Annotated in this window: 19 protein-coding genes and 3 tRNA genes; 8 read left to right on the top strand and 14 right to left on the bottom strand. The window is 50.5% G+C overall.

The window, feature by feature from the left end; genetic code table 11:
* Window positions 1-32: 32 nt before the first annotated feature.
* The 10 genes from EHW58_RS02670 to hemA form a co-directional block, all read right to left on the bottom strand.
* Window positions 33-650, bottom strand: a complete 618-nt coding sequence (locus EHW58_RS02670) for a LysE family translocator (RefSeq protein WP_046073686.1) — start codon at window positions 648-650, stop codon at window positions 33-35.
* Between the two features lie 17 nt (window positions 651-667).
* Window positions 668-1141, bottom strand: a complete 474-nt coding sequence (ybaK, locus tag EHW58_RS02665) for a Cys-tRNA(Pro) deacylase (protein WP_077658817.1) — start codon at window positions 1139-1141, stop codon at window positions 668-670.
* Between the two features lie 98 nt (window positions 1142-1239).
* Complete coding sequence (gene ushA / locus EHW58_RS02660; protein WP_152794630.1) at window positions 1240-2913, bottom strand: bifunctional UDP-sugar hydrolase/5'-nucleotidase UshA; 1674 nt, start codon at window positions 2911-2913, stop codon at window positions 1240-1242.
* A gap of 272 nt (window positions 2914-3185) precedes the next feature.
* Entirely contained in the window at window positions 3186-4532 is a 1347-nt protein-coding gene (locus EHW58_RS02655) for a Na+/H+ antiporter NhaC family protein (RefSeq protein ID WP_152794627.1), read from the bottom strand.
* A gap of 255 nt (window positions 4533-4787) precedes the next feature.
* Window positions 4788-5639 carry a 3-deoxy-8-phosphooctulonate synthase gene (gene kdsA / locus EHW58_RS02650; RefSeq protein WP_046073689.1) on the bottom strand — a complete coding sequence of 284 codons (852 nt, stop codon included), beginning with the start codon at window positions 5637-5639 and terminating at the stop codon, window positions 4788-4790.
* 31 nt (window positions 5640-5670) lie between these two features.
* Complete coding sequence (locus tag EHW58_RS02645; protein ID WP_046073690.1) at window positions 5671-6480, bottom strand: SirB1 family protein; 810 nt, start codon at window positions 6478-6480, stop codon at window positions 5671-5673.
* Between the two features lie 2 nt (window positions 6481-6482).
* Window positions 6483-6866: a SirB2 family protein gene (locus tag EHW58_RS02640; protein ID WP_046073861.1), complete on the bottom strand. Its 384-nt coding sequence runs from the start codon at window positions 6864-6866 to the stop codon at window positions 6483-6485.
* Window positions 6867-6897: 31 nt separating this feature from the next.
* Window positions 6898-7743: a peptide chain release factor N(5)-glutamine methyltransferase gene (gene prmC, locus EHW58_RS02635; RefSeq protein WP_077578584.1), complete on the bottom strand. Its 846-nt coding sequence runs from the start codon at window positions 7741-7743 to the stop codon at window positions 6898-6900.
* Entirely contained in the window at window positions 7743-8831 is a 1089-nt protein-coding gene (gene prfA / locus EHW58_RS02630) for a peptide chain release factor 1 (RefSeq protein WP_046073692.1), read from the bottom strand. Before prfA ends, prmC begins: the two co-directional genes overlap by 1 nt.
* Before the next feature lie 11 nt (window positions 8832-8842).
* Window positions 8843-10102, bottom strand: a complete 1260-nt coding sequence (gene hemA, locus EHW58_RS02625) for a glutamyl-tRNA reductase (protein ID WP_046073693.1) — start codon at window positions 10100-10102, stop codon at window positions 8843-8845.
* Between the two features lie 318 nt (window positions 10103-10420).
* On the opposite strand from hemA, the gene lolB reads away from it, so the two are divergent.
* The 8 genes from lolB to EHW58_RS02585 all read left to right on the top strand — a co-directional run bounded on the left by lolB (window position 10421) and on the right by EHW58_RS02585 (window position 15333).
* Window positions 10421-11029, top strand: a complete 609-nt coding sequence (gene lolB, locus EHW58_RS02620; RefSeq protein WP_227986278.1) for a lipoprotein insertase outer membrane protein LolB — start codon at window positions 10421-10423, stop codon at window positions 11027-11029.
* The gene (gene ispE, locus EHW58_RS02615) at window positions 11022-11879 is read left to right on the top strand and encodes a 4-(cytidine 5'-diphospho)-2-C-methyl-D-erythritol kinase (protein ID WP_077578586.1); all 858 of its coding nucleotides are present in this window, start codon (window positions 11022-11024) and stop codon (window positions 11877-11879) included. Before lolB ends, ispE begins: the two co-directional genes overlap by 8 nt.
* A 32-nt stretch (window positions 11880-11911) precedes the next feature.
* Window positions 11912-12859, top strand: a complete 948-nt coding sequence (locus tag EHW58_RS02610; RefSeq protein ID WP_046073862.1) for a ribose-phosphate pyrophosphokinase — start codon at window positions 11912-11914, stop codon at window positions 12857-12859.
* Window positions 12860-13051: 192 nt separating this feature from the next.
* Complete coding sequence (pth, locus tag EHW58_RS02605; protein WP_077578587.1) at window positions 13052-13642, top strand: aminoacyl-tRNA hydrolase; 591 nt, start codon at window positions 13052-13054, stop codon at window positions 13640-13642.
* A 24-nt stretch (window positions 13643-13666) separates the two neighbouring features.
* Window positions 13667-14758, top strand: coding sequence for a redox-regulated ATPase YchF (gene ychF, locus EHW58_RS02600; protein WP_046073697.1), 1092 nt, complete (start codon window positions 13667-13669; stop codon window positions 14756-14758).
* Between the two features lie 268 nt (window positions 14759-15026).
* A tRNA-Met gene (locus EHW58_RS02595) sits at window positions 15027-15103 on the top strand.
* Window positions 15104-15154: 51 nt separating this feature from the next.
* A tRNA-Leu gene (locus EHW58_RS02590) sits at window positions 15155-15241 on the top strand.
* Window positions 15242-15258: 17 nt separating this feature from the next.
* A tRNA-Gln gene (locus EHW58_RS02585) sits at window positions 15259-15333 on the top strand.
* Between the two features lie 478 nt (window positions 15334-15811).
* Here the strand turns inward: EHW58_RS02585 and EHW58_RS15645 are convergent.
* The 4 genes from EHW58_RS15645 to EHW58_RS02565 all read right to left on the bottom strand — a co-directional run bounded on the left by EHW58_RS15645 (window position 15812) and on the right by EHW58_RS02565 (window position 18039).
* Window positions 15812-15952, bottom strand: coding sequence for a hypothetical protein (locus EHW58_RS15645; protein WP_014231391.1), 141 nt, complete (start codon window positions 15950-15952; stop codon window positions 15812-15814).
* Window position 15953: 1 nt separating this feature from the next.
* On the bottom strand, window positions 15954-16097 hold the full coding sequence (locus tag EHW58_RS15640; protein WP_194163202.1) for a hypothetical protein: 144 nt from the start codon (window positions 16095-16097) through the stop codon (window positions 15954-15956).
* A gap of 353 nt (window positions 16098-16450) precedes the next feature.
* The gene (locus EHW58_RS02575) at window positions 16451-17125 is read right to left on the bottom strand and encodes a hypothetical protein (RefSeq protein ID WP_370517821.1); all 675 of its coding nucleotides are present in this window, start codon (window positions 17123-17125) and stop codon (window positions 16451-16453) included.
* 323 nt (window positions 17126-17448) lie between these two features.
* A complete protein-coding gene (locus EHW58_RS02565; RefSeq protein ID WP_370517820.1) occupies window positions 17449-18039 on the bottom strand; it encodes a hypothetical protein in 591 nt (196 codons plus the stop codon).
* Between the last annotated feature and the right edge of the window lie 479 nt (window positions 18040-18518).

Here is an 18518-nt window from a genome sequence, read left to right as displayed (position 1 = left end):
ACGCGTCCGTTTGTTGCCTCTGACTCGCCTCACTATTGCAGCGTAACCACCACACGCACGGCCAGCGCAATCAATACCACACCTGAGAGCTTATCGACCCACGCGCCGTGGTGACGTAGCTTGTCGACAATGGCAGGGCTGGATAACAAAAAGGCTATCAAGGTGTACCAAAGCCCATCAATCAATAATGGCGTCAGCACAATCACACTACGACTAAATAAGTCCGTGCCCACCGCAACAAACTGGCTAAACAAGGCAATAAAGAATAGTGCCAGCTTTGGGTTGAGCATCGAGATCATCGCCCCATCGCGTGCCGCCTCGCCTAAACTGGCGGGTTGTCCCGCTTCTAATTTAGCTGCCACCCCGCCTTTACTAAGCAATGATTTCACTCCTAGCCAAGCGAGATAGCCAGCGCCTGCGTAGGCAATGACGGTAAAAAGCAACGGGGATTGTTTAAAGATAACCGCCAACCCTAACATCGTAATTAGCGCGTAGAGGCCAACCCCCAAGGCATGCGCCCATGAAGCCACAATGCCATGTAAGCGACTATTGGCAAGGCTATGCTTTGCCATTACCACCAAGCTCGGCCCGGGCGACATCGCCCCAAGCATGCAAACCAACGCGAGCGACGCCCAAATGGTAAGAGTCATCTGTGTATCCTTCTTATTTATTCGCCAATCGCGGCATATTGCCCCGCCGTCAAAGACAGCAGATCGTCCGGTGAGAGTTCGATTTCCAATCCACGCCGCCCAGCACTGACACAAATAGTCTCAAACTGCTGCGCGGAGCTGTCGACAAGCGTCGGTAGCCGCTTTTTCTGGCCTAGGGGGCTGATCCCTCCGACCAGGTAGCCTGTTGTGCGCTGGGCCACTTGCGGATCGGCCATGGTTGCTTTCTTGCCACCCGCGGCTTTGGCAGCGGCTTTTAGGTTGAGGCTACCTTTGACGGGGACAACCGCCACCGCCAGCTGCTTGCTGTCACCATTAATACAAAACAATAATGTTTTGAATACCCGAGCGGGGTCTTGCCCTAACGCTTGGACAGCTTCTTCACCAAAGTTAAGGTTATTGGGATCGTGCTGGTACTGGTGAACTTCAAACGCAATGCTTTGTTTTTCTGCTAATTTGATTGCAGGCGTCATCGTTTTTGCCACTTATTTGTAAACCCGTCACTAATGATTACATAAAAAAAGCGGCACCGCATCGGTACCGCTTTTTCTTCTGGCAATCTTACATCCGTTTATTTGTAAACGATCTCGCCTTGTGGCGCATAGTCGTTAACATCGATTGGGCTGTTGTCTTCCAGATAGTCTTTCAATACTTCTGCATCAACAAAGCCAGTATTGACGTTACCAGGGTGGTTAGTCAGTTTTGGATAACCGTCGCCGCCCGCAGCGTTAAAGCTTGGCACGGTGAAGCGATAGGTTTTATCCATATCAATAGGCTCACCGCCAATCTTCACGTCATGGACTTTACCGTCTTCAACGACCATCGACAGACCCGCAAATTGCGCGTAGGCACCCGAATCAACTGGCTTGGTTCCCACCACATTCAGGTAATCCATCACGTCTTTACCGCTCATGTCGGTATAGGTGACCATATTGCCAAACGGCTGCACTTTGAGCACGTCTTTATAGGTGATGTCACCGGCAATGATAGAGTCACGCACACCGCCTGAGTTCATGACCGCAAAGTCTGCTTTGGCGCGCTCCATGTGAGCGGTGGCAATTAGACGGCCTAGGTTGGTCTGCTGGAAGCGCACAATGTTGCGGTCGCCCACTAGCTTGCCGTTGCTTTCGGCAATTTTGACGCTCAGCTTCTCTTGGCCTTTGTCCTGGTAAGGCTTCAAGAAATCATACAGCGCTTGGTCTTTTTCAATTTCATCTTGAATAAAGACGCGTTTTTTCTCGCCATCAACCTTAATTTTCTTCTTCAGGTTAACCGGGATCAGGTCATAGCTAACAAGGCTAAGGTCGCCGTTTTGGAATTCAAATTCCGCTTTACCTACGTACTTACCCCATTCGTGGGCTTGCATAATCCACGCGCCATTTTGTTGGTCTGGCGTACATGCATCCCCAGGCTCGAAGCTCTTGTTATACATGTTCGGGCCTTCCATACACACAGGCTCTTGTGAGTGGCCGCCGATGATAAGGTCGAGGTCACCGTCATCCATGTAACGTGCTAGCGCCACATCGCCTGGGGCATTCACGCCGCTCTTACCGTCGGCGTAGTGACCCATATGGGTCGCGGCGATGATGATGTCAGGCTTCTCGGTTTCTTTCAGCTTGGCGATCACTTTTTTCGCTTCGGCTTTCGGGTCGCGGAAGTCGAGCGAGCCAATGTATTCTGGGTTACCGATTTTGGCGGTATCTTCGGTAGTCAGGCCCACAACCGCAATTTTCAGACCATTGCGCTCAAACATCTCGTAAGCCTGATACTTACGCTCACCGGTTTCTTTATCATAAATATTGGCAGAGAGCATCGGGAAGTCAGCCCACTGCATTTGCTGTTCAAGCACGCTAAGCGGGTTATCGAACTCGTGGTTACCAATGGCCATCGCATCGTAACCAATTTGGGTCATCCCTTTAAAATCAGGCTCCGCTTGCAGCAAATCTGACTCTGGTACGCCCGTGTTGATGTCGCCGCCCGACAGGAGCAGTACTTGGCTGCCTTCCGCTTTGGCTTCTGCGCGCAGATCATCAATTAGGGTTTTACGTGCTGCCATGCCGTATTCGCCATAGCGGTTGTGCCAGAAACGACCGTGGTGATCGTTGGTATGAAGAATGGTGAGTTTATAAGTGGTATCTGGCGCCCAACCTTGCTCTTGTGTCTCTGAACCAGAGTTGGCACAGCCTGCCAATGATGCAATTAATGCAGCGCTGACCGCTGCCTTTAAACAAAGACGTTCCTTCATGATCATAGACCTTTTTAGCGATGGATAAACCACCATCGACATCATTGTCGGTGGTTATAAAACGCTATCTAGTCTAAAAGAATTGATGCTATGGTGCTGAGTGATTTCATATTTTTGTTGTTGCGATCACCTTACAGCACCGAGATAAGGCGACTTTGGTGATCAAGACAAAATTTCTAGAGCCTGCACTCTAGACAGATCAAAAACGGCGCAGCCTTTGCTTACCTATCTAGACAAGAAAAGACAGCGCCGTGATGTGTCAACCATGACGATTAAGCGCGACGCGCTTGCCACCATCGGCGGCTAATCACCGCAATTAATGCAGACGCGGCGAGGAAGAAACAATAGTAAGAATGGCTAACAATCACCAAAGGCGACAAGCCAAAACTCGCGCCGAGGAGCAGGATTTGTGCGCCATAAGGGATCAGGCCTTGTACCACGCAGGAAAAGATATCCAGCAAGCTAGCACTGCGTTTCGCCGGCACCGAGTGCTCGCTGGCAATGTTTTTCGCCACTTGCCCTGAGACCACAATAGCGACCGTGTTGTTAGCGGTGCACAGGTTAGAAAAAGACACCAGCAAGGCAATGCCAAACTCGCTTGCACGAGAGTGATGCGCGCCGCGGTTTTTCTCAAACCGGGCGATCACACGGTTGACGGCCTGGGTTAAAAAGCTCAGCCCACCCTGACAACGCATTAGCTCCGCTATCCCGCCAATCATTAGCGACAGGACAAAGATTTCTTGCATACTGGCAAAGCCCGCTTTGACCTCTTGGCTGAAGGTCATCACGGTGAAATCTGGGGTGCTCATTAAGCCCACACACAACGCCAATGCAATCCCTGCGGTGAGCACCACAAACACGTTTAATCCCGCTAGCGCCAACACAATGATCGACAAATAGGGTAATACCGCCAAATAGTTAATACTCTCTGGTGCGTCGACGGGAGCGCTTTGATTGTTAAACACAAACAGAATAATCGCGGCGATGGCGGCGGGAATGGCTATCCCCACGTTCTCTTTGAACTTGTCACGCATGCTACAGCCTTGTGAGCGCGTCGCAGCGATGGTGGTGTCAGAGATAAAAGAAAGGTTATCACCAAACATTGCGCCACTTAGCAGTACTCCGGCCATCACCGCCGGTGCCTGCCCCGTGGCTGTCGCCATATTCAATGCAAACGGTGCCAACGCGGCAATGGTGCCCATCGAGGTGCCCATTGCCGTTGAGATAAACGCCGCAATCACAAACAACCCAGGCAAGATTAAGCTCTCTGGAATAAGGGCCAATCCTAGGTTTACCGTGGCGTCGACCCCGCCCGTCGCATCGGCCACCGCGGAAAACGCGCCGGCGAGCAAATAGATCAAGCACATAGCAATAATGTCGCCGTGTCCCATACCACGAATAAATTGTTCAATAGCGGTGTTCAGGCGCTCACGGCTCAAGCCAATGGCCAGGATCACTGCAGGCAGAATAGCGACATGCGCAGGAAGCTGATAAAACGCGTAATCGGCACCTTCTAGAGTAAAATAAACCCCCGCTCCAATAAAAAGGGTTAAGAATAATAGTAGGGGGAGGAGTGCAAGCGCAGAGGGCTGCGGTGTGGTGTTTGCTGGTGTTGTCATGGCAGTTTTTGTAATACCTCTTTTAAAACTGTGATCAAGGTTACAGACCTCTAGCCGTCCAGTCAACAAATGGACGTCTAAACATCTAAATATCTTGATTGCTTGTCTAGATTGCTGACTCATTACTCAGCAACTGCTGACCTCCCCTTTTATCCTAGGGACCGCGCCCGTCACTGGCTGACCTATTGTGTTTCAATACAGACAAAAAAAGCTGCCATTTCGGCAGCTTTGTTATCGGTATCGATCGACCGCTAATTAGCGGATATCAATCTCTGCAAAGTGTTTAATCACATCATCCAGCGCTTTCATTTGTGCCAGGAAAGGCTCAAGCTTGTCCAGTGGTAGCGCTGACGGCCCGTCACAACGGGCATTGTCTGGGTCTGGGTGCGCTTCGATAAACAAACCAGCAATTTTGGTCCCTAAACCTGCACGGGCCAAATCAACCGTTTGCTGACGACGTCCACCAGAGGCGGCACCTTGTGGATCACGGCATTGCAACGCGTGGGTAACATCAAAAATAATCGGGCTGCCGTTTGAGGCTTTTTTCATCACGTCAAAGCCGAGCATATCCACCACCAAGTTATCATAGCCATGGCAGCTGCCACGTTCACACAAGATCACTTTCTCATTGCCACACTCGGCAAATTTATCGACGATGTTGCCCACTTGTCCAGGGCTCATAAACTGAGGTTTTTTAACGTTAATAACCGCATCGGTTTTTGCCATGGCTTCAACCAAGTCGGTTTGGCGCGCTAAGAAGGCGGGCAATTGAATGACATCCGCCACTTCCGCCACCGGTGCCGCTTGATATTGCTCGTGGATGTCAGTAATCACTTTTACGCCGAAGGTGCTTTTTAGCTCTTCAAAGATCTTGAGCCCCTCTTCCATGCCCGGGCCACGGTAAGAATGCACTGATGAGCGGTTCGCCTTGTCAAATGAGGCTTTGAAAACATACGGGATGCCAAGCTTGTCGGTCACCTTGACGTAATGCTCACAAATTTGCATGGCCAAATCGCGTGATTCCAGCACGTTCATGCCGGCAAACAAAGTAAACGGGCGATCGTTGGCAACAGGGGTGTCACCAATGTGGACGGTTTTTTGCGTCATACAGGTATCCTTAGTCATGCGTGATCACGCATTAATGTAACGTTGGTTGCTCTTCGTTAAGCGCCTTTACTTGCATTTTTAGCAGTTCTGCCGCCGGATCGTCCGGGCATTGCTCAATAAAATACTCGTAGTCAGTCGCCGCCACACGATCGCAATCCAATTGTTGGAAAATATAGCCACGGTCGCGAATCTCGTAAGGATCATCAGGGCTAAAGGTTAGCGCCAGTTCACTACAACGCAGCGCCATGGCGTATTTTTCTTCCCGTAATAGCGCACTTTTCGCCACGGTGAGCCAACGACCGATAATCGTGGGGTTGTCACTTGGCTGCAAGTGCGACGATTCAAGCTCGGCAAGTGGGCCTTGGCTCCCTTTTAGCCAGCCACGCAAAATACGTTCATTAACCCGTTCACCGTTAAACGGGTTGATGAAAACCGGCGCGTCTTCCAACTCATCAATACGCAGTACCAGCTGACTAGGAAACGCCATTGGCTTAACCGGCAGCGACAAGCGCTCGCACAGATATAAAAAGACAGCGCCCAATGAGGCTGGGATCCCAGTTTTTCGCTCTAATACCTTATTAATAAAGACGTTATCCGATGAAAAATACTGCTCGATGTCGCCTTTGAATTGCCACTGGTGATAAAACAGACGGCACAGGCCATCCAGACGTAATGCCATATCGGGCTCGGCACCAAGCTGGTGCTCCGCTTCGTCGGCAAGGCGATCCAGTGACGCTTTAACCTGATGCACATCGACTGACGAGTCGATGGCATGGTTCAGGGTCGCCGCCCCTTCTGCCAATGTCAGCGCGTCTAATTGTTGATCGGTTAATGGCATCATGTTTATCCCATTACGTGAGGAACTTTGAGTAGTGCAAGGTTAGCCGCGGCATAGGCCCACCCTAATGCGCCTAAAAAGGCTACCGTTCGGAATAATTTACCTCGGCTGTAGTGCAAGGCCACAAAGCCCAAGGCAATGTAAGCCAAGACACAGGTCAGCTTTTCCGTGAGCCACGCGCCAGATTCGGTGAAGGGAATAAACCCGGTCACAAAAATCAGCGCCACACCGGTGCTCAATAATAGGGTATCGACCACATGCGGCGTGACCTTGACCCATTTTTTATTCATCATCTCACTGTCGCGCATTACCCAGACAAACCGGATCACAAATAATGAGAGACTTAAAACCACGGTCAGTAAGTGGGTGTGCTTCAGGGCCATGTAGATCATAACGATTCCTGCTTCCTATCAGTGTCAGTTAAAGTCGCTGTGCCAAGGTGATTCTATCGAGCCCAGCGTAATCTTGTTGGGTTTTGGCATCAGGCCAGCCCGCTTCTTTCCATGCAGACCGCACCGCTTCGCCTTGGTTGTAGCCATGTTCGACCATCAGCCAGCCCCCATCGACCAGATACGTGGCCGCAGTTTGGCCGATGTGACGAATCGCGGCCAAGCCACTTTCTTCCGCCACCAGGGCACTGGCCGGCTCAAAGCGGACATCGCCTTGCTGAAGGTGCGGGTCAGCGCTGTCGATATACGGCGGATTACTCACAATCACCTCAAACGGGTTCATATCGCTGAGCGCGTCGAACCAGTCACTTTGAATAAAGTGGGCATTGGGAAGGCGGTTGTCGTGGGCGTTACGGCTTGCCAAGGCCACTGCTTCGGGCATTAGATCGACCCCTACGACGGTAACATCAGGCCGCTCGCTGGCAATGGCTAAGGCGACCGCCCCCGTCCCTGTGCCTAAATCCAACACACGACAAGGCGTGGCAGGCAGCACGGCCAGCGCTTGTTCCACCAGCAGCTCGGTTTCAGGACGCGGGATTAAGGTTGCGGATGAGACACTGAGTCGTAGCGTCCAAAAATCGCGGTAACCCAAAATATACGCCACGGGTTCGCCTTGTAGACGACGGGCAAACAGCTGGCGAAATTGCGCCAATTGTGCCGCGGTGAGTTTGCGCTCAGGCCAGGTGTAGAGGTAACTGCTTGGCTGCCCTAATACGTGACAGAGTAAGGCCCTCACGTCGACAGCCGCAGCGCCGCCCGATAAAGCGGTCAGCTCTGTGGTGCTATCGGCCAGTAGTGCGCTAATCGTTGCTGTCATTACTGCTGCTCAGACAGGGCCGCAAGTTGGTCTGCTTGGTGTTCTTGAATCACCGGGTCGACCAAGCTATTGAGATCGCCTTGCATCACATCATCCAAACGGTACAGCGTCAGATTGATTCGGTGGTCTGACACCCGACCTTGTGGGTAGTTATAGGTACGAATCCGGTCTGAGCGGTCGCCCGAACCCAGCAGATTACGACGGGTTGACGCCTCTTCTGCGGCGCGCTTTTCTTCTTCTGCTTTAATCAAGCGTGCTGCCAATACCGACATCGCTTTGGCGCGGTTTTTGTGCTGTGAGCGCTCATCCTGACATTCCACCACAGTGCCAGTCGGCAAGTGAGTAATACGAATCGCAGAATCTGTGGTGTTGACGTGCTGACCACCGGCACCGGATGCACGGAAGGTGTCCACTTTCAGATCAGCTGGATTAATCTCTGGGGCTTCCGCTTCTGGAATTTCTGGCAAAATCGCCACGGTACACGCCGAGGTATGCACGCGCCCTTGTGACTCTGTTGCGGGTACGCGCTGAACGCGGTGACCACCAGACTCAAACTTAAGCACACCATACGCGCCTTCACCGGCAACGCGGGCAATCACTTCTTTAAAGCCGCCGTGCTCCCCTTCACTGGCACTAATAATTTCCAGTTTCCAGCCACGCTGCTCAGCATAACGGCTATACATGCGGAATAAATCCCCGGCAAAAATCCCGGCTTCATCCCCACCGGCACCGGCGCGAATTTCTAGGAAGCAATTGCGGTCATCGTTCGGGTCTTTCGGCAGCAGCAGGATCTGGAGCTGATCGGTCAGTGATGCAATGGTTTGTTCAGCCTGCGCGACTTCTTCTTGCGCCATTTCACGCATCTCTGCGTCGTCTTCGTTGGCCATCTCTTTTGCGGCAGCCAAGTCTTCTTGCGCTTGCTTGAACTCACTGAAGCACTTGATCACCTCTTCCAGCTGCGAATACTCTTTCGACAACGCGCGGAATTTGTTCTGATCATTAATGATGTCTGGGGTGCCGAGCAGGTGCTGAACTTCTTCGTAACGCTCAGATAGCGACTCTAGCTTGGCTAATATTGATGCTTTCATATGTCTCTTCGTTAGTTGTCACTGTCCAGCCCCAGACAAACGCGCATCACCGCCAGTTTATCCGGCTCACCATTTTGCGCCGCTTGCTGCATCGCCTGCGTGGGGGGATGGATCAGTTTATTGGTCAGACGGTTACTCAGCTGGCGTAATACGCTTTCTGCGTCAGCGCCATTGGCTAGAGCCTGAATACTTTGCTCCAGTTCCGCCTGTTTAATGTGTTCAGACTGTGTACGGTACTGCTTGATACTGTCTACCGCTTCGCGTGAGCGTAACCAGCGCATAAAATCAGCACTTTCTTCGGTCACAATCGCTTCGGCTTGAATCGCCGCGAGTTTTCGCTGCTCGCGGTTGTGCTCCACAATCGACTGTAAGTCATCCACGCTGTAGAGATACGCGTCCGCGAGACTGCCCACGTTTTCATCAATGTCACGCGGGACGGCAATATCAATCAGCAACATGGGTTGGTGACGCCGCTGTTTCAAGGCTTTTTCTACCATCGCCTTTTCAATCAATGGCATAGGCGCCGCCGTCGAGCTAATCACAATGTCAGCGTGGCAAAGTTGCTCTTCAAGGGCATCGAGCCCCGACACTTTCGCGTCAAATTGCTCGGCAAGTGCCTGCGCGCGTGATTGTGTGCGGTTAGCAAAAATAATCTGACTGCATTGGTGCTCTTTTAAATGCCTCGCCACCAGCTCAATGGTCTCGCCAGCGCCCACGAGCAAGGTGGTTACGTCTGATAACGACTCAAAAATCTGGCGCGCCAATGTGCAAGCAGCAAAGGCCACTGACACCGCATTGCCGCCAATCTCGGTCTCGGTACGGATCCGCTTCGCCACCGCAAAGGCTTTATGAAACAATTTCTCCAATGAGCCAGAAATCATTCCCGCGTCACCGGCACTGGCGTACGCTTGCTTCACTTGCCCCAGTATTTGCGGCTCGCCTAACACCAAGGAGTCTAACCCGCACGCCACCCGCATCAAGTGCTTCACCGCAGATTGCTCTTCATGGTAATAAATGCTGGCCATTAGGCTGTCGCTACTGAGCTGATGAAAGCGCGTTAGCCATTCCACCAATACCCCCACACCCGGCTGGTTTAACTCAGCATAAATCTCAGTACGGTTGCAGGTTGAAACGATCACGCAACTGCGCACCTGCGGATGCTCGGAAAGCTGCCCTAACGCCTGCTCAAGTTGTTGCGGCGAAAAGGCGACCTTTTCCCGCAGCTCGACGGGGGCCGTTTTGTGATTAATTCCGAGAACTAACAGGCTCATGAAGCGTTGTTACCGACAGCACCAGTAAGGATTGGAGCGGAGGATTTTACTTGATGCCCCCCGCGAATTAAAGCGAACATTGTATCGCAGCATTTTCGTGGCACGGAAATGTGAAGCCTCACGAGATCGATGTAAAGGTGTACAACCACAAACATTTCTTTCTTTCCTCCACACAACCAAGCGCTTGACTGGCTTCTCTCATTCCGGCGCTTGTGGCAAAGTAGCGTTACACAGCGATTGATGTCGTCTGACCCAAACCCATGGTCGGCTGACGAAACCCATGCTCGGTTGACCAAAACAAAAAGGATATTCGGTTTGATGTTCTCCTCTTTACGCGTGAGCGTCTTGTTACGCGTGAGCGTCTTGGCGTTGCTTTTAGCGCTACTCGCGGGGTGTGCCACTGCCCCAGCCCCCACGACTGAGTGGCAGAGCCATCGCGACGCCCTGGCATCGGTGGATAGCTACACCGCACGGGGTAAGGTCGCGTTTATTGCCCCCAGCACGCGTTTTTCTGCCAATTTGTACTGGCGGCACTCGCCCGCCCAATCTCAACTGCGGCTCACCAATTTTCTCGGCACCACCTTGCTGTCGCTAACCATGAATGCCCAAGGCGCGACCGTGATTGATGACCAAGGTAAGACCTATCAAGACCCTAATCCTGCGCGTCTGATGGCCTACTTAACTGGCGCGCCATTGCCTGTTGATGCCCTTGCCCCTTGGCTCATTGGCCTACCGCGCGCGCAAGACACCTTTTTGCTTGGGCCAGATAACCGTGTCGCGACCCTCAAAGGAGCGCAGGGCTGGGACATTGATTATCAAGACTACAGCGCTAACACGCAGCCTGCGCTACCCACACGTATTACCCTTACCAAAGGCCAGCAAACCATTAAGTTAATGATTTCTGATTGGACGCTCGATAATGACTAAAGCCACCTTTTGGCCCGCGCCTGCCAAGCTTAACTTGTTTCTCTACATCACCGGTCGTCGCGACAATGGCTATCATGAGCTGCAAACCCTGTTTCAGTTTCTCGACCATGGCGACACACTAGCTATTACGCCGAACGCGAGTGGCACGATCAGCCTCAGTCCCGCGATAGAGGGGGTCAGTGAAAACGACAACTTGATTGTCAAAGCCGCGAAAGCGTTGCAGCAATATACGGGATGCCAACAAGGCGCACATATTGACGTGGAAAAACGCCTTCCTATGGGCGGCGGCCTTGGCGGTGGGTCATCCGATGCGGCCACCACGCTGGTCGCACTCAATCATCTGTGGCAAACCCAAGTCAGCCAACAAGCGCTGGCGCAACTTGGCCTGACGCTGGGTGCAGATGTGCCGATTTTCATTTATGGCCAGGCGGCAGTAGCAGAAGGCATTGGAGAGGTGTTTACGCCCGTCGCGCCGCGCGAGAAATACTACTTGGTGGTAAAGCCTGACGTGTCTATCTCAACCGCTGCAATTTTCACTCACCCTCAGTTGCAACGAAACACGCCAAAGCGCACAGTTTCTGCGCTAATGGCACAAAAATACGAAAACGATTGCGAAAAGATAGCCCGTAAACAATTCCCCGAGGTTGATAAGGCTGTTTCGTGGCTGCTAGAATACGCGCCGTCTAGGATGACTGGGACAGGCGCGTGCGTGTTTGCCGAGTTTGACACTGCACAAGATGCCCAGGCCACACTCGACACTATGCCTAACTGGCTGACAGGGTTTGTTGCACGTGGGTTGAATCGTTCACCCCTACTTGATGCGCTGCAGCAACAAACCGTCGGTCAGTGACTACTAAATGGATGCAACCCGAGGTTTCCACCGTGCCTGATATGAAGCTGTTCGCTGGTAACGCGACACCCGTTCTCGCCCAACGTATCGCAAACCGTCTTTACATGTCACTGGGTGACGCCACTGTAGGCCGTTTTTCTGACGGTGAAGTGTGCGTTCAGATTAACGAGAATGTGCGCGGTAGTGACGTGTTCGTCCTCCAGTCCACCTGCGCCCCGACCAATGACAACTTAATGGAACTGGTCGTGATGATAGACGCGTTTCGACGTGCATCGGCTGGCCGCATAACCGCTGTGATCCCTTACTTTGGTTATGCCCGTCAAGACCGCCGCGTCCGCTCCTCTCGTGTTCCTATCACCGCAAAAGTCATTGCAGATTTCCTTTCTAACGTGGGTGTTGACCGCGTCCTTACGGTGGATCTTCACGCTGAACAAATCCAAGGCTTCTTCGACGTACCGGTCGATAACATCTTTGGTACCCCTGTTCTGCTTGAAGACATGCTGGCGAAGAACCTGGAAGACCCTGTGGTTGTGTCTCCTGACATTGGCGGCGTGGTTCGCGCGCGTGCAACCGCGAAGCTGCTGGATGACACTGACATCGCCATTATCGATAAGCGTCGTCCACGTGCCAACGTCTCACAAGTGATGCACTTGATTGGCGACGTTGAAGGGCGTGACTGCATCATCGTTGATGACATGATTGATACCGGTGGCACCCTGTGTAAAGCCGCCGAAGCCTTGAAAAACCGCGGGGCTAAGCGCGTCTTCGCTTACGCCACTCACCCGGTTTTCTCTGGCGATGCCCCGAAAAATATCGCTGAGTCTGTGATTGATGAAATCGTGGTAACAGACTCCACCCCATTGAGCGCTGAGATCCAGGCCACTGGCCGCGTATCGCAATTAACGCTCTCTGGCATGCTCGCTGAGGCGATTCGCCGCATCAGCAACGAAGAGTCTATCTCTGCGATGTTTAACTCGTAAGTTAGCCATCGTCACTGAGTTAACCTCAGCAACAGCCCCTAAGCGCCCTGCCCTTGTGCGGGGTGTTTTTTTATCTGCCATTTGTCGGTGCTGGCTCGACCCTTTAGTCACAACAATGGTAGGATATGTCGCCTTTTTGCGTGGGCGCGATGCTCACCGGCTACGATAAGTAGACAAATAGCGAGAAACGTTGTGAGTAATCAGATCCGCTTACTAGTTGGATTGGCCAATCCAGGGCCAGAATATGCCCAAACACGCCACAACGCGGGCGCTTGGGTCGTGCAAGAGCTTGCGCGGATCCACAATGCACCGTTAAAAGAAGAAAAAAAATTCTTTGGTATGACGGGCCGTATCAATGTCCACGGGCAAGATCTGCGTTTGTTGATCCCAACCACGTACATGAATTTGTCCGGGAAGGCCGTGCAAGCACTCGCCAACTTTTACAATATTCCCGTCGACGCCATCATGGTGGCGCATGACGAACTAGACTTACCACCCGGTGTGGCCAAGTTTAAACAAGGTGGTGGGCACGGTGGCCATAATGGGCTACGTGACATCATCAGCAAACTGGCAAATGATAAATCATTTTATCGACTCCGGATTGGTGTTGGCCATCCGGGTCACAAGGATAAGGTGGCGGGATATGTGCTTACCAAAGCCCCCGCCAATGAGCAGAGTCTGTTAGAACAGGCCACTGATGAGGCGGTTCGCAGCCTTGAAATACTGCTCAAAGACGATCTTGCTAAAGCGCAAAATCGTTTACATACCTTCAAAGCACAGTAATTTTGATTAAAGGGTTACCATCTCATGGGTTTTAAATGTGGCATCGTGGGCCTACCAAACGTAGGTAAATCCACACTATTTAACGCACTGACCAAAGCGGGCATTGACGCCGCTAACTTTCCATTTTGTACCATCGAGCCAAACACGGGCGTGGTGCCTGTGCCTGACTTGCGCTTGGATGCGTTAGCCAAAATTGTGAACCCACAAAAAGTGCTACCGACCACCATGGAGTTTGTCGATATCGCCGGCTTGGTCGCGGGTGCATCACGCGGTGAAGGCCTGGGTAACAAATTCCTGGCCAACATCCGTGAAACCGACGCCATTGGCCATGTGGTGCGCTGTTTTGAAAATGACAATATTGTCCATGTGTCGGGCAAAGTCGATCCTGCTGATGACATTGCCGTGATTAACACCGAATTGGCGCTCGCCGACCTAGAAAGCTGTGAGCGCGCGATGCAGCGCAACGCTAAAAAAGCCAAAGGTGGAGATAAAGACGCCAAGTTTGAGCTGACGGTATTGGAAAAACTGCTGCCTGTGCTAGAAGAAGGCAACATGTTGCGCTCAGTCGAACTGAGCAAAGAAGAAGCCGCTGCGGTGCAATATCTTAACTTCTTGACGCTCAAGCCCACCATGTACATTGCCAACGTTAACGACGATGGCTTTGAAAATAACCCATATTTGGATCAAGTGCGCGACATCGCCGCCCAAGAAGGCGCGACCGTGGTGGCTGTGTGCGCCGAAATTGAAGGCGAAATTGCCGAGCTGGACGCCGAAGAAGCGGCCGCGTTCTTGGATGAAATGGGCCTTGAAGAGCCGGGCCTTAATCGCGTTATTCGCGCCGGTTACGAGCTGCTTACCTTGCATACCTATTTCACCGCAGGGGTGAAAGAAGTGCGCGCCTGGACAGTGCCGATTGGCTCTACCGCGCCACAAGCGGCAGGTAAAATCCACACCGACTTTGAAAAAGGCTTTATCCGCGCCGAAGTCGTTGGCTATGATGATTACATTGCTAACAATGGCGAAAGCGGTGCCAAAGATGCCGGTAAGTGGCGTCTGGAAGGCAAAGAGTACATTGTTAAAGACGGCGATGTCATTCACTTCCGTTTCAACGTTTAACGCGCAAGCGTTAAGCGCCATGGGTGTGTTGTCGAGACCCCACCCTGATGATCTTGAGCCAGCCTACGGGCTGGCTTTTTTGTCTTACAGCTGACCTCACCACTGTCCAGAGCATGCCTTGTACGCATACTGTTGGCAAAATCAGCACAAACTGGTGAATATTGCAGCCAACGAGATGAAAATCATAAAAAAATGGGTAGCCATACTTGACGCTCAGGCTCTCGATCCGCATAATCCGTTCCGTCTTAAGGCTTTTGCCTTATAGCGTGGCTACGTAGCTCAGTTGGTTAGAGCACATCACTCATAATGATGGGGTCACAGGTTCGAATCCCGTCGTAGCCACCATGTATTTTTGTAATTTGGCAGCGTTTTTTATTGCCGAGTTACCCACCTTTTGCGGAGGTGGCGGAATTGGTAGACGCGCTAGCTTCAGGTGCTAGTGTCCGAAAGGACGTGAGGGTTCAAGTCCCTCTCTCCGCACCAAGTTAGGCAACGCCTACTGGGGTATCGCCAAGCGGTAAGGCAACGGGTTTTGATCTCGTCATTCCCAGGTTCGAATCCTGGTACCCCAGCCATATTAAAAAGCCCACATCATGTGGGCTTTTTTGCGTTTAGGGACATAGAAAACGTTCCGCGCTATTTTCCAGCTTGTCGATGTTCATTCCGAACCAACTCAGCCTAACAGTGTTTCTCCCTTTCAATTTGCGATCAGAGCGACAAGCCTTCCACAACTACGGCTAACTCATCGCACTGCAAAACGTTTTCTTTCCCTCTTAGTCACGGGGGTGAATCGAAGCGCTCGACCCGTGCGATACCTACACGGTGACCTACATGCGCGTCAATCGGCGCACCTTTGCGGTAGAAACCGTGCACCAAGAAAGTGATATCTACTGCGATATGCTCGAAGAACGAGCCGACCGCTGGCTTTGGAAGTAATGCTAGTTGATCGCATTGTTGAGGTTACAAGCAACCTGCAATTTAGAGGCTTCAGTAATCGCCAAGCACAAAAGTGTAAATCCGGCCACAGTCAACCTGACTATGGCCGTTTTCTAGCTACTCATCGTCACCCAAGTAATCATCATTATTAGGATTGTGGGCATCAGCCCAATCATCCATATCTGCGTCGTTATTTGGGTTGTTGATATCTGACCAGATATCAAGCTCATCTTGAGACATTTCACTCGGATCTGGCATATTATTTATTCCCTTTATTGTTAGGGTTCATCTGTTTACCACGATTACCCTGACTCTGGTCGTACTGACGGTTAGTTCCATTGGAGCCTTTATTTGCATTTGGGATATTGGACGCATTGCTAGCTGGTGTTATTTTCTTAGCCATATTCTGATTTCCTTATTTAAAGCTAGACTCATGAATTTGCTTGCTAGTTCGCTCAAATTCTTGCCTAGTTGTTATCGCTCTAGGGTGTAGTCCATCTGAGTTATCCTGCCAAGCAAATCGAAGCCCTCTTCCTAACCTGAACCTTATAAAGGTCGAGGAAGCGCGAACCTTCTTCCCTCCTAGACTAGATAGAGCCCCCCGATTTAAGTGACCTTTCAATTTCGAAAGCACGCTTAACCTGGCACAGTGGGATATGAGACTAGAATGTATCAATAAGCTGTTTTGTTGATGTCATTCTTGCTCTTCTTGATGAACTAAGAAAAGCATGATTGAGTGCACTGCACTCGCAACAGCTAATTTAATAAATCGTCCAATAAATTATCGAACTCGTTCGCTTCAAGGTATTGCTGGATTATCAGTGACTGATATTTGGATAGAACAGGGTGTTCAGTTTGAAGTAAAGATGCTGCTTCATAAGCCCTTTCAAGCTCACCATTTAAGTAATGTAGCATCATGGTTTCGCCATCAGTCAATACAGCACTTTGAGCTAGCAAAGCTTGCATAACACTGGTGACATTACCAATCGATAATTGTGGGAGCTCATGGAATGGATTTGGTAGACGAGTTTCAGACAACGAAATACTCGATTTCATTGCGCTAATCAACTTATCCAGTGCTTCAGATTGGATTCCTATGCCAACAATGGATTGTCTACCAGCTAAAGTAACGTCTAAAAACTCGGCAGCTTCCATCCGTTTACTACTATCGGTAAAGATAGCTTTAACGCGTTTACTGTCAGCAAAAAAGCCTTGCAGCAACACTGCATTGTGAAACTTATTTAGACTTTCGCGTGCAATGAGCAAGTGTTTTTTCTCTGAACCAATCCCCATCGTTTCTCTGTGCACGAGAAGAAAATTTTTACTTCGTACAAGAGGGTAAACAAGGTCTTTAAATGACTTGTGCTCGGAAAGTTCAACAGAAAACAACGCTCTTATCGCGTCAGGAGGTGACAATCCATCATATTTCACAAGACAACCTCAACAACTTGCTTTCAGATGGTGGATTTTCCTCAAGAGAGTATTTCGCAATAAATTCCGCTCGCTTAAACCAATCAGAGCGACAGTGATAGTCACCTTTTGCGTATTGCTCTATCACGCCCAAGCAGTAGCCTGCTCTTAAGCTTTCGGATAACGAAGTAGTTTGAGCTGCCAGCAGGTGCTTTTCATTCTTGGACACGTATATGTTGATTAACTCAGCGCAACTATCAGCTAGTGGAGGAGGACTTGCTGAAGTGATTGCTGGTACTAGCAATAGACCAAGAGTAATAATAAAGGTATTTTTTAGTAGCATTCTAGATACCCGACGTTGATTTTTGGGGTTGCTCCTGCGAAGTTGCATTGTTCTTATCGTTACTGTCATCTCTATTTAGAGCTTGAGAGTCAAGTTCATTTACCCTTTTATTTTTGCTGGGTACTGCTATGTATAGGCTTAATAGCATGCAAGCAAACGCAAGCATCTGACTATAGTTTTCACCATGAAGGAATGCCCAGTTTAGATACTCTGTCCCATCTAGCAAATCAGAGAAAGCGACAACACTAACAGCCAACCAGACGAATAGTACAAATCTGCCATACCAGATTAAAGGCATGGATAGAATATTCCACCAACGCTCACTAGTTTGACGTGTGTAGAAGAGATATCGCCTTAAAAGAACTAGAGCTAAAATTACGAACAAAGACTCGATAGTTGATATGTCGGATAGGCCCTCTTGATGTTCGAAAATATTGTTCAGCTCCAACCATAAGGATAACAGGGCCACCCCCACTAAAATTATAAACAAGCATACGTTGAGTAATGTTGCTACTACTCTCCCTACAGCCCAATCCAACTCAAATACCAGATGGAGATAACCTACCGGTTTTTTGGTCTCATTGATTTCCACTTCCTGTTGCTGTTCTATGTTTGATCTAGCCATGATTCAGAGAGAAAGAAGATAATTTGATATTGTGTCAGTTTAACAAGCGAGTACGACAAATGTAATAGCTGTTATTTTACTTTCAGAAGGCTAGACAGTTTTTAGGCCAGCTTGCACCACACTTTTCCACCTCTACGATGACAAACGGTACGATCAACAGTTAAAGCTTATTTCCGCCACAAGCAACAAAACCGAAGCTCTGTTCTATCGGGATTTCTGACAGATTTCAAGCAAACTCGCGCCATTCATGGCTAAGATACTGGCACAACTATGGAGCATGTCATAAAAACGAAAGTTATCAACACTAGCGATTTTCATCGGCGTTGTTTCCTAAATCATTGAACTTATCATCCGAGCTGCGATCAGATCATCAAAGCCTCAAACAGGTCACCGATGATGAGCAACGCCAAGTACAAAATCAGCAATTGGAAGCAATACAATCAAGC

It is taken from the genome of Salinivibrio sp. VYel1, from assembly GCF_009377945.1.
Taxonomy (GTDB): domain Bacteria; phylum Pseudomonadota; class Gammaproteobacteria; order Enterobacterales; family Vibrionaceae; genus Salinivibrio; species Salinivibrio siamensis.
Note: the sequence above shows the minus strand (reverse complement) of the source record. Positions and strands in the feature narration are given on the sequence as shown.

What these genes read in the sequence shown, in the direction of transcription:
- EHW58_RS02670 (WP_046073686.1), bottom strand. Translation starts at nt 650, where the DNA reads ATGACTCTTACCATTTGGGCGTCGCTCGCGTTGGTTTGCATGCTTGGG.
- ybaK (WP_077658817.1), bottom strand. Translation starts at nt 1,141, where the DNA reads ATGACGCCTGCAATCAAATTAGCAGAAAAACAAAGCATTGCGTTTGAA.
- ushA (WP_152794630.1), bottom strand. Translation starts at nt 2,913, where the DNA reads ATGAAGGAACGTCTTTGTTTAAAGGCAGCGGTCAGCGCTGCATTAATT.
- EHW58_RS02655 (WP_152794627.1), bottom strand. Translation starts at nt 4,532, where the DNA reads ATGACAACACCAGCAAACACCACACCGCAGCCCTCTGCGCTTGCACTC.
- kdsA (WP_046073689.1), bottom strand. Translation starts at nt 5,639, where the DNA reads ATGACGCAAAAAACCGTCCACATTGGTGACACCCCTGTTGCCAACGAT.
- EHW58_RS02645 (WP_046073690.1), bottom strand. Translation starts at nt 6,480, where the DNA reads ATGATGCCATTAACCGATCAACAATTAGACGCGCTGACATTGGCAGAA.
- prmC (WP_077578584.1), bottom strand. Translation starts at nt 7,743, where the DNA reads ATGACAGCAACGATTAGCGCACTACTGGCCGATAGCACCACAGAGCTG.
- prfA (WP_046073692.1), bottom strand. Translation starts at nt 8,831, where the DNA reads ATGAAAGCATCAATATTAGCCAAGCTAGAGTCGCTATCTGAGCGTTAC.
- hemA (WP_046073693.1), bottom strand. Translation starts at nt 10,102, where the DNA reads ATGAGCCTGTTAGTTCTCGGAATTAATCACAAAACGGCCCCCGTCGAG.
- lolB (WP_227986278.1), top strand. Translation starts at nt 10,421, where the DNA reads ATGTTCTCCTCTTTACGCGTGAGCGTCTTGTTACGCGTGAGCGTCTTG.
- ispE (WP_077578586.1), top strand. Translation starts at nt 11,022, where the DNA reads ATGACTAAAGCCACCTTTTGGCCCGCGCCTGCCAAGCTTAACTTGTTT.
- ychF (WP_046073697.1), top strand. Translation starts at nt 13,667, where the DNA reads ATGGGTTTTAAATGTGGCATCGTGGGCCTACCAAACGTAGGTAAATCC.
- EHW58_RS15645 (WP_014231391.1), bottom strand. Translation starts at nt 15,952, where the DNA reads ATGCCAGATCCGAGTGAAATGTCTCAAGATGAGCTTGATATCTGGTCA.
- EHW58_RS15640 (WP_194163202.1), bottom strand. Translation starts at nt 16,097, where the DNA reads ATGGCTAAGAAAATAACACCAGCTAGCAATGCGTCCAATATCCCAAAT.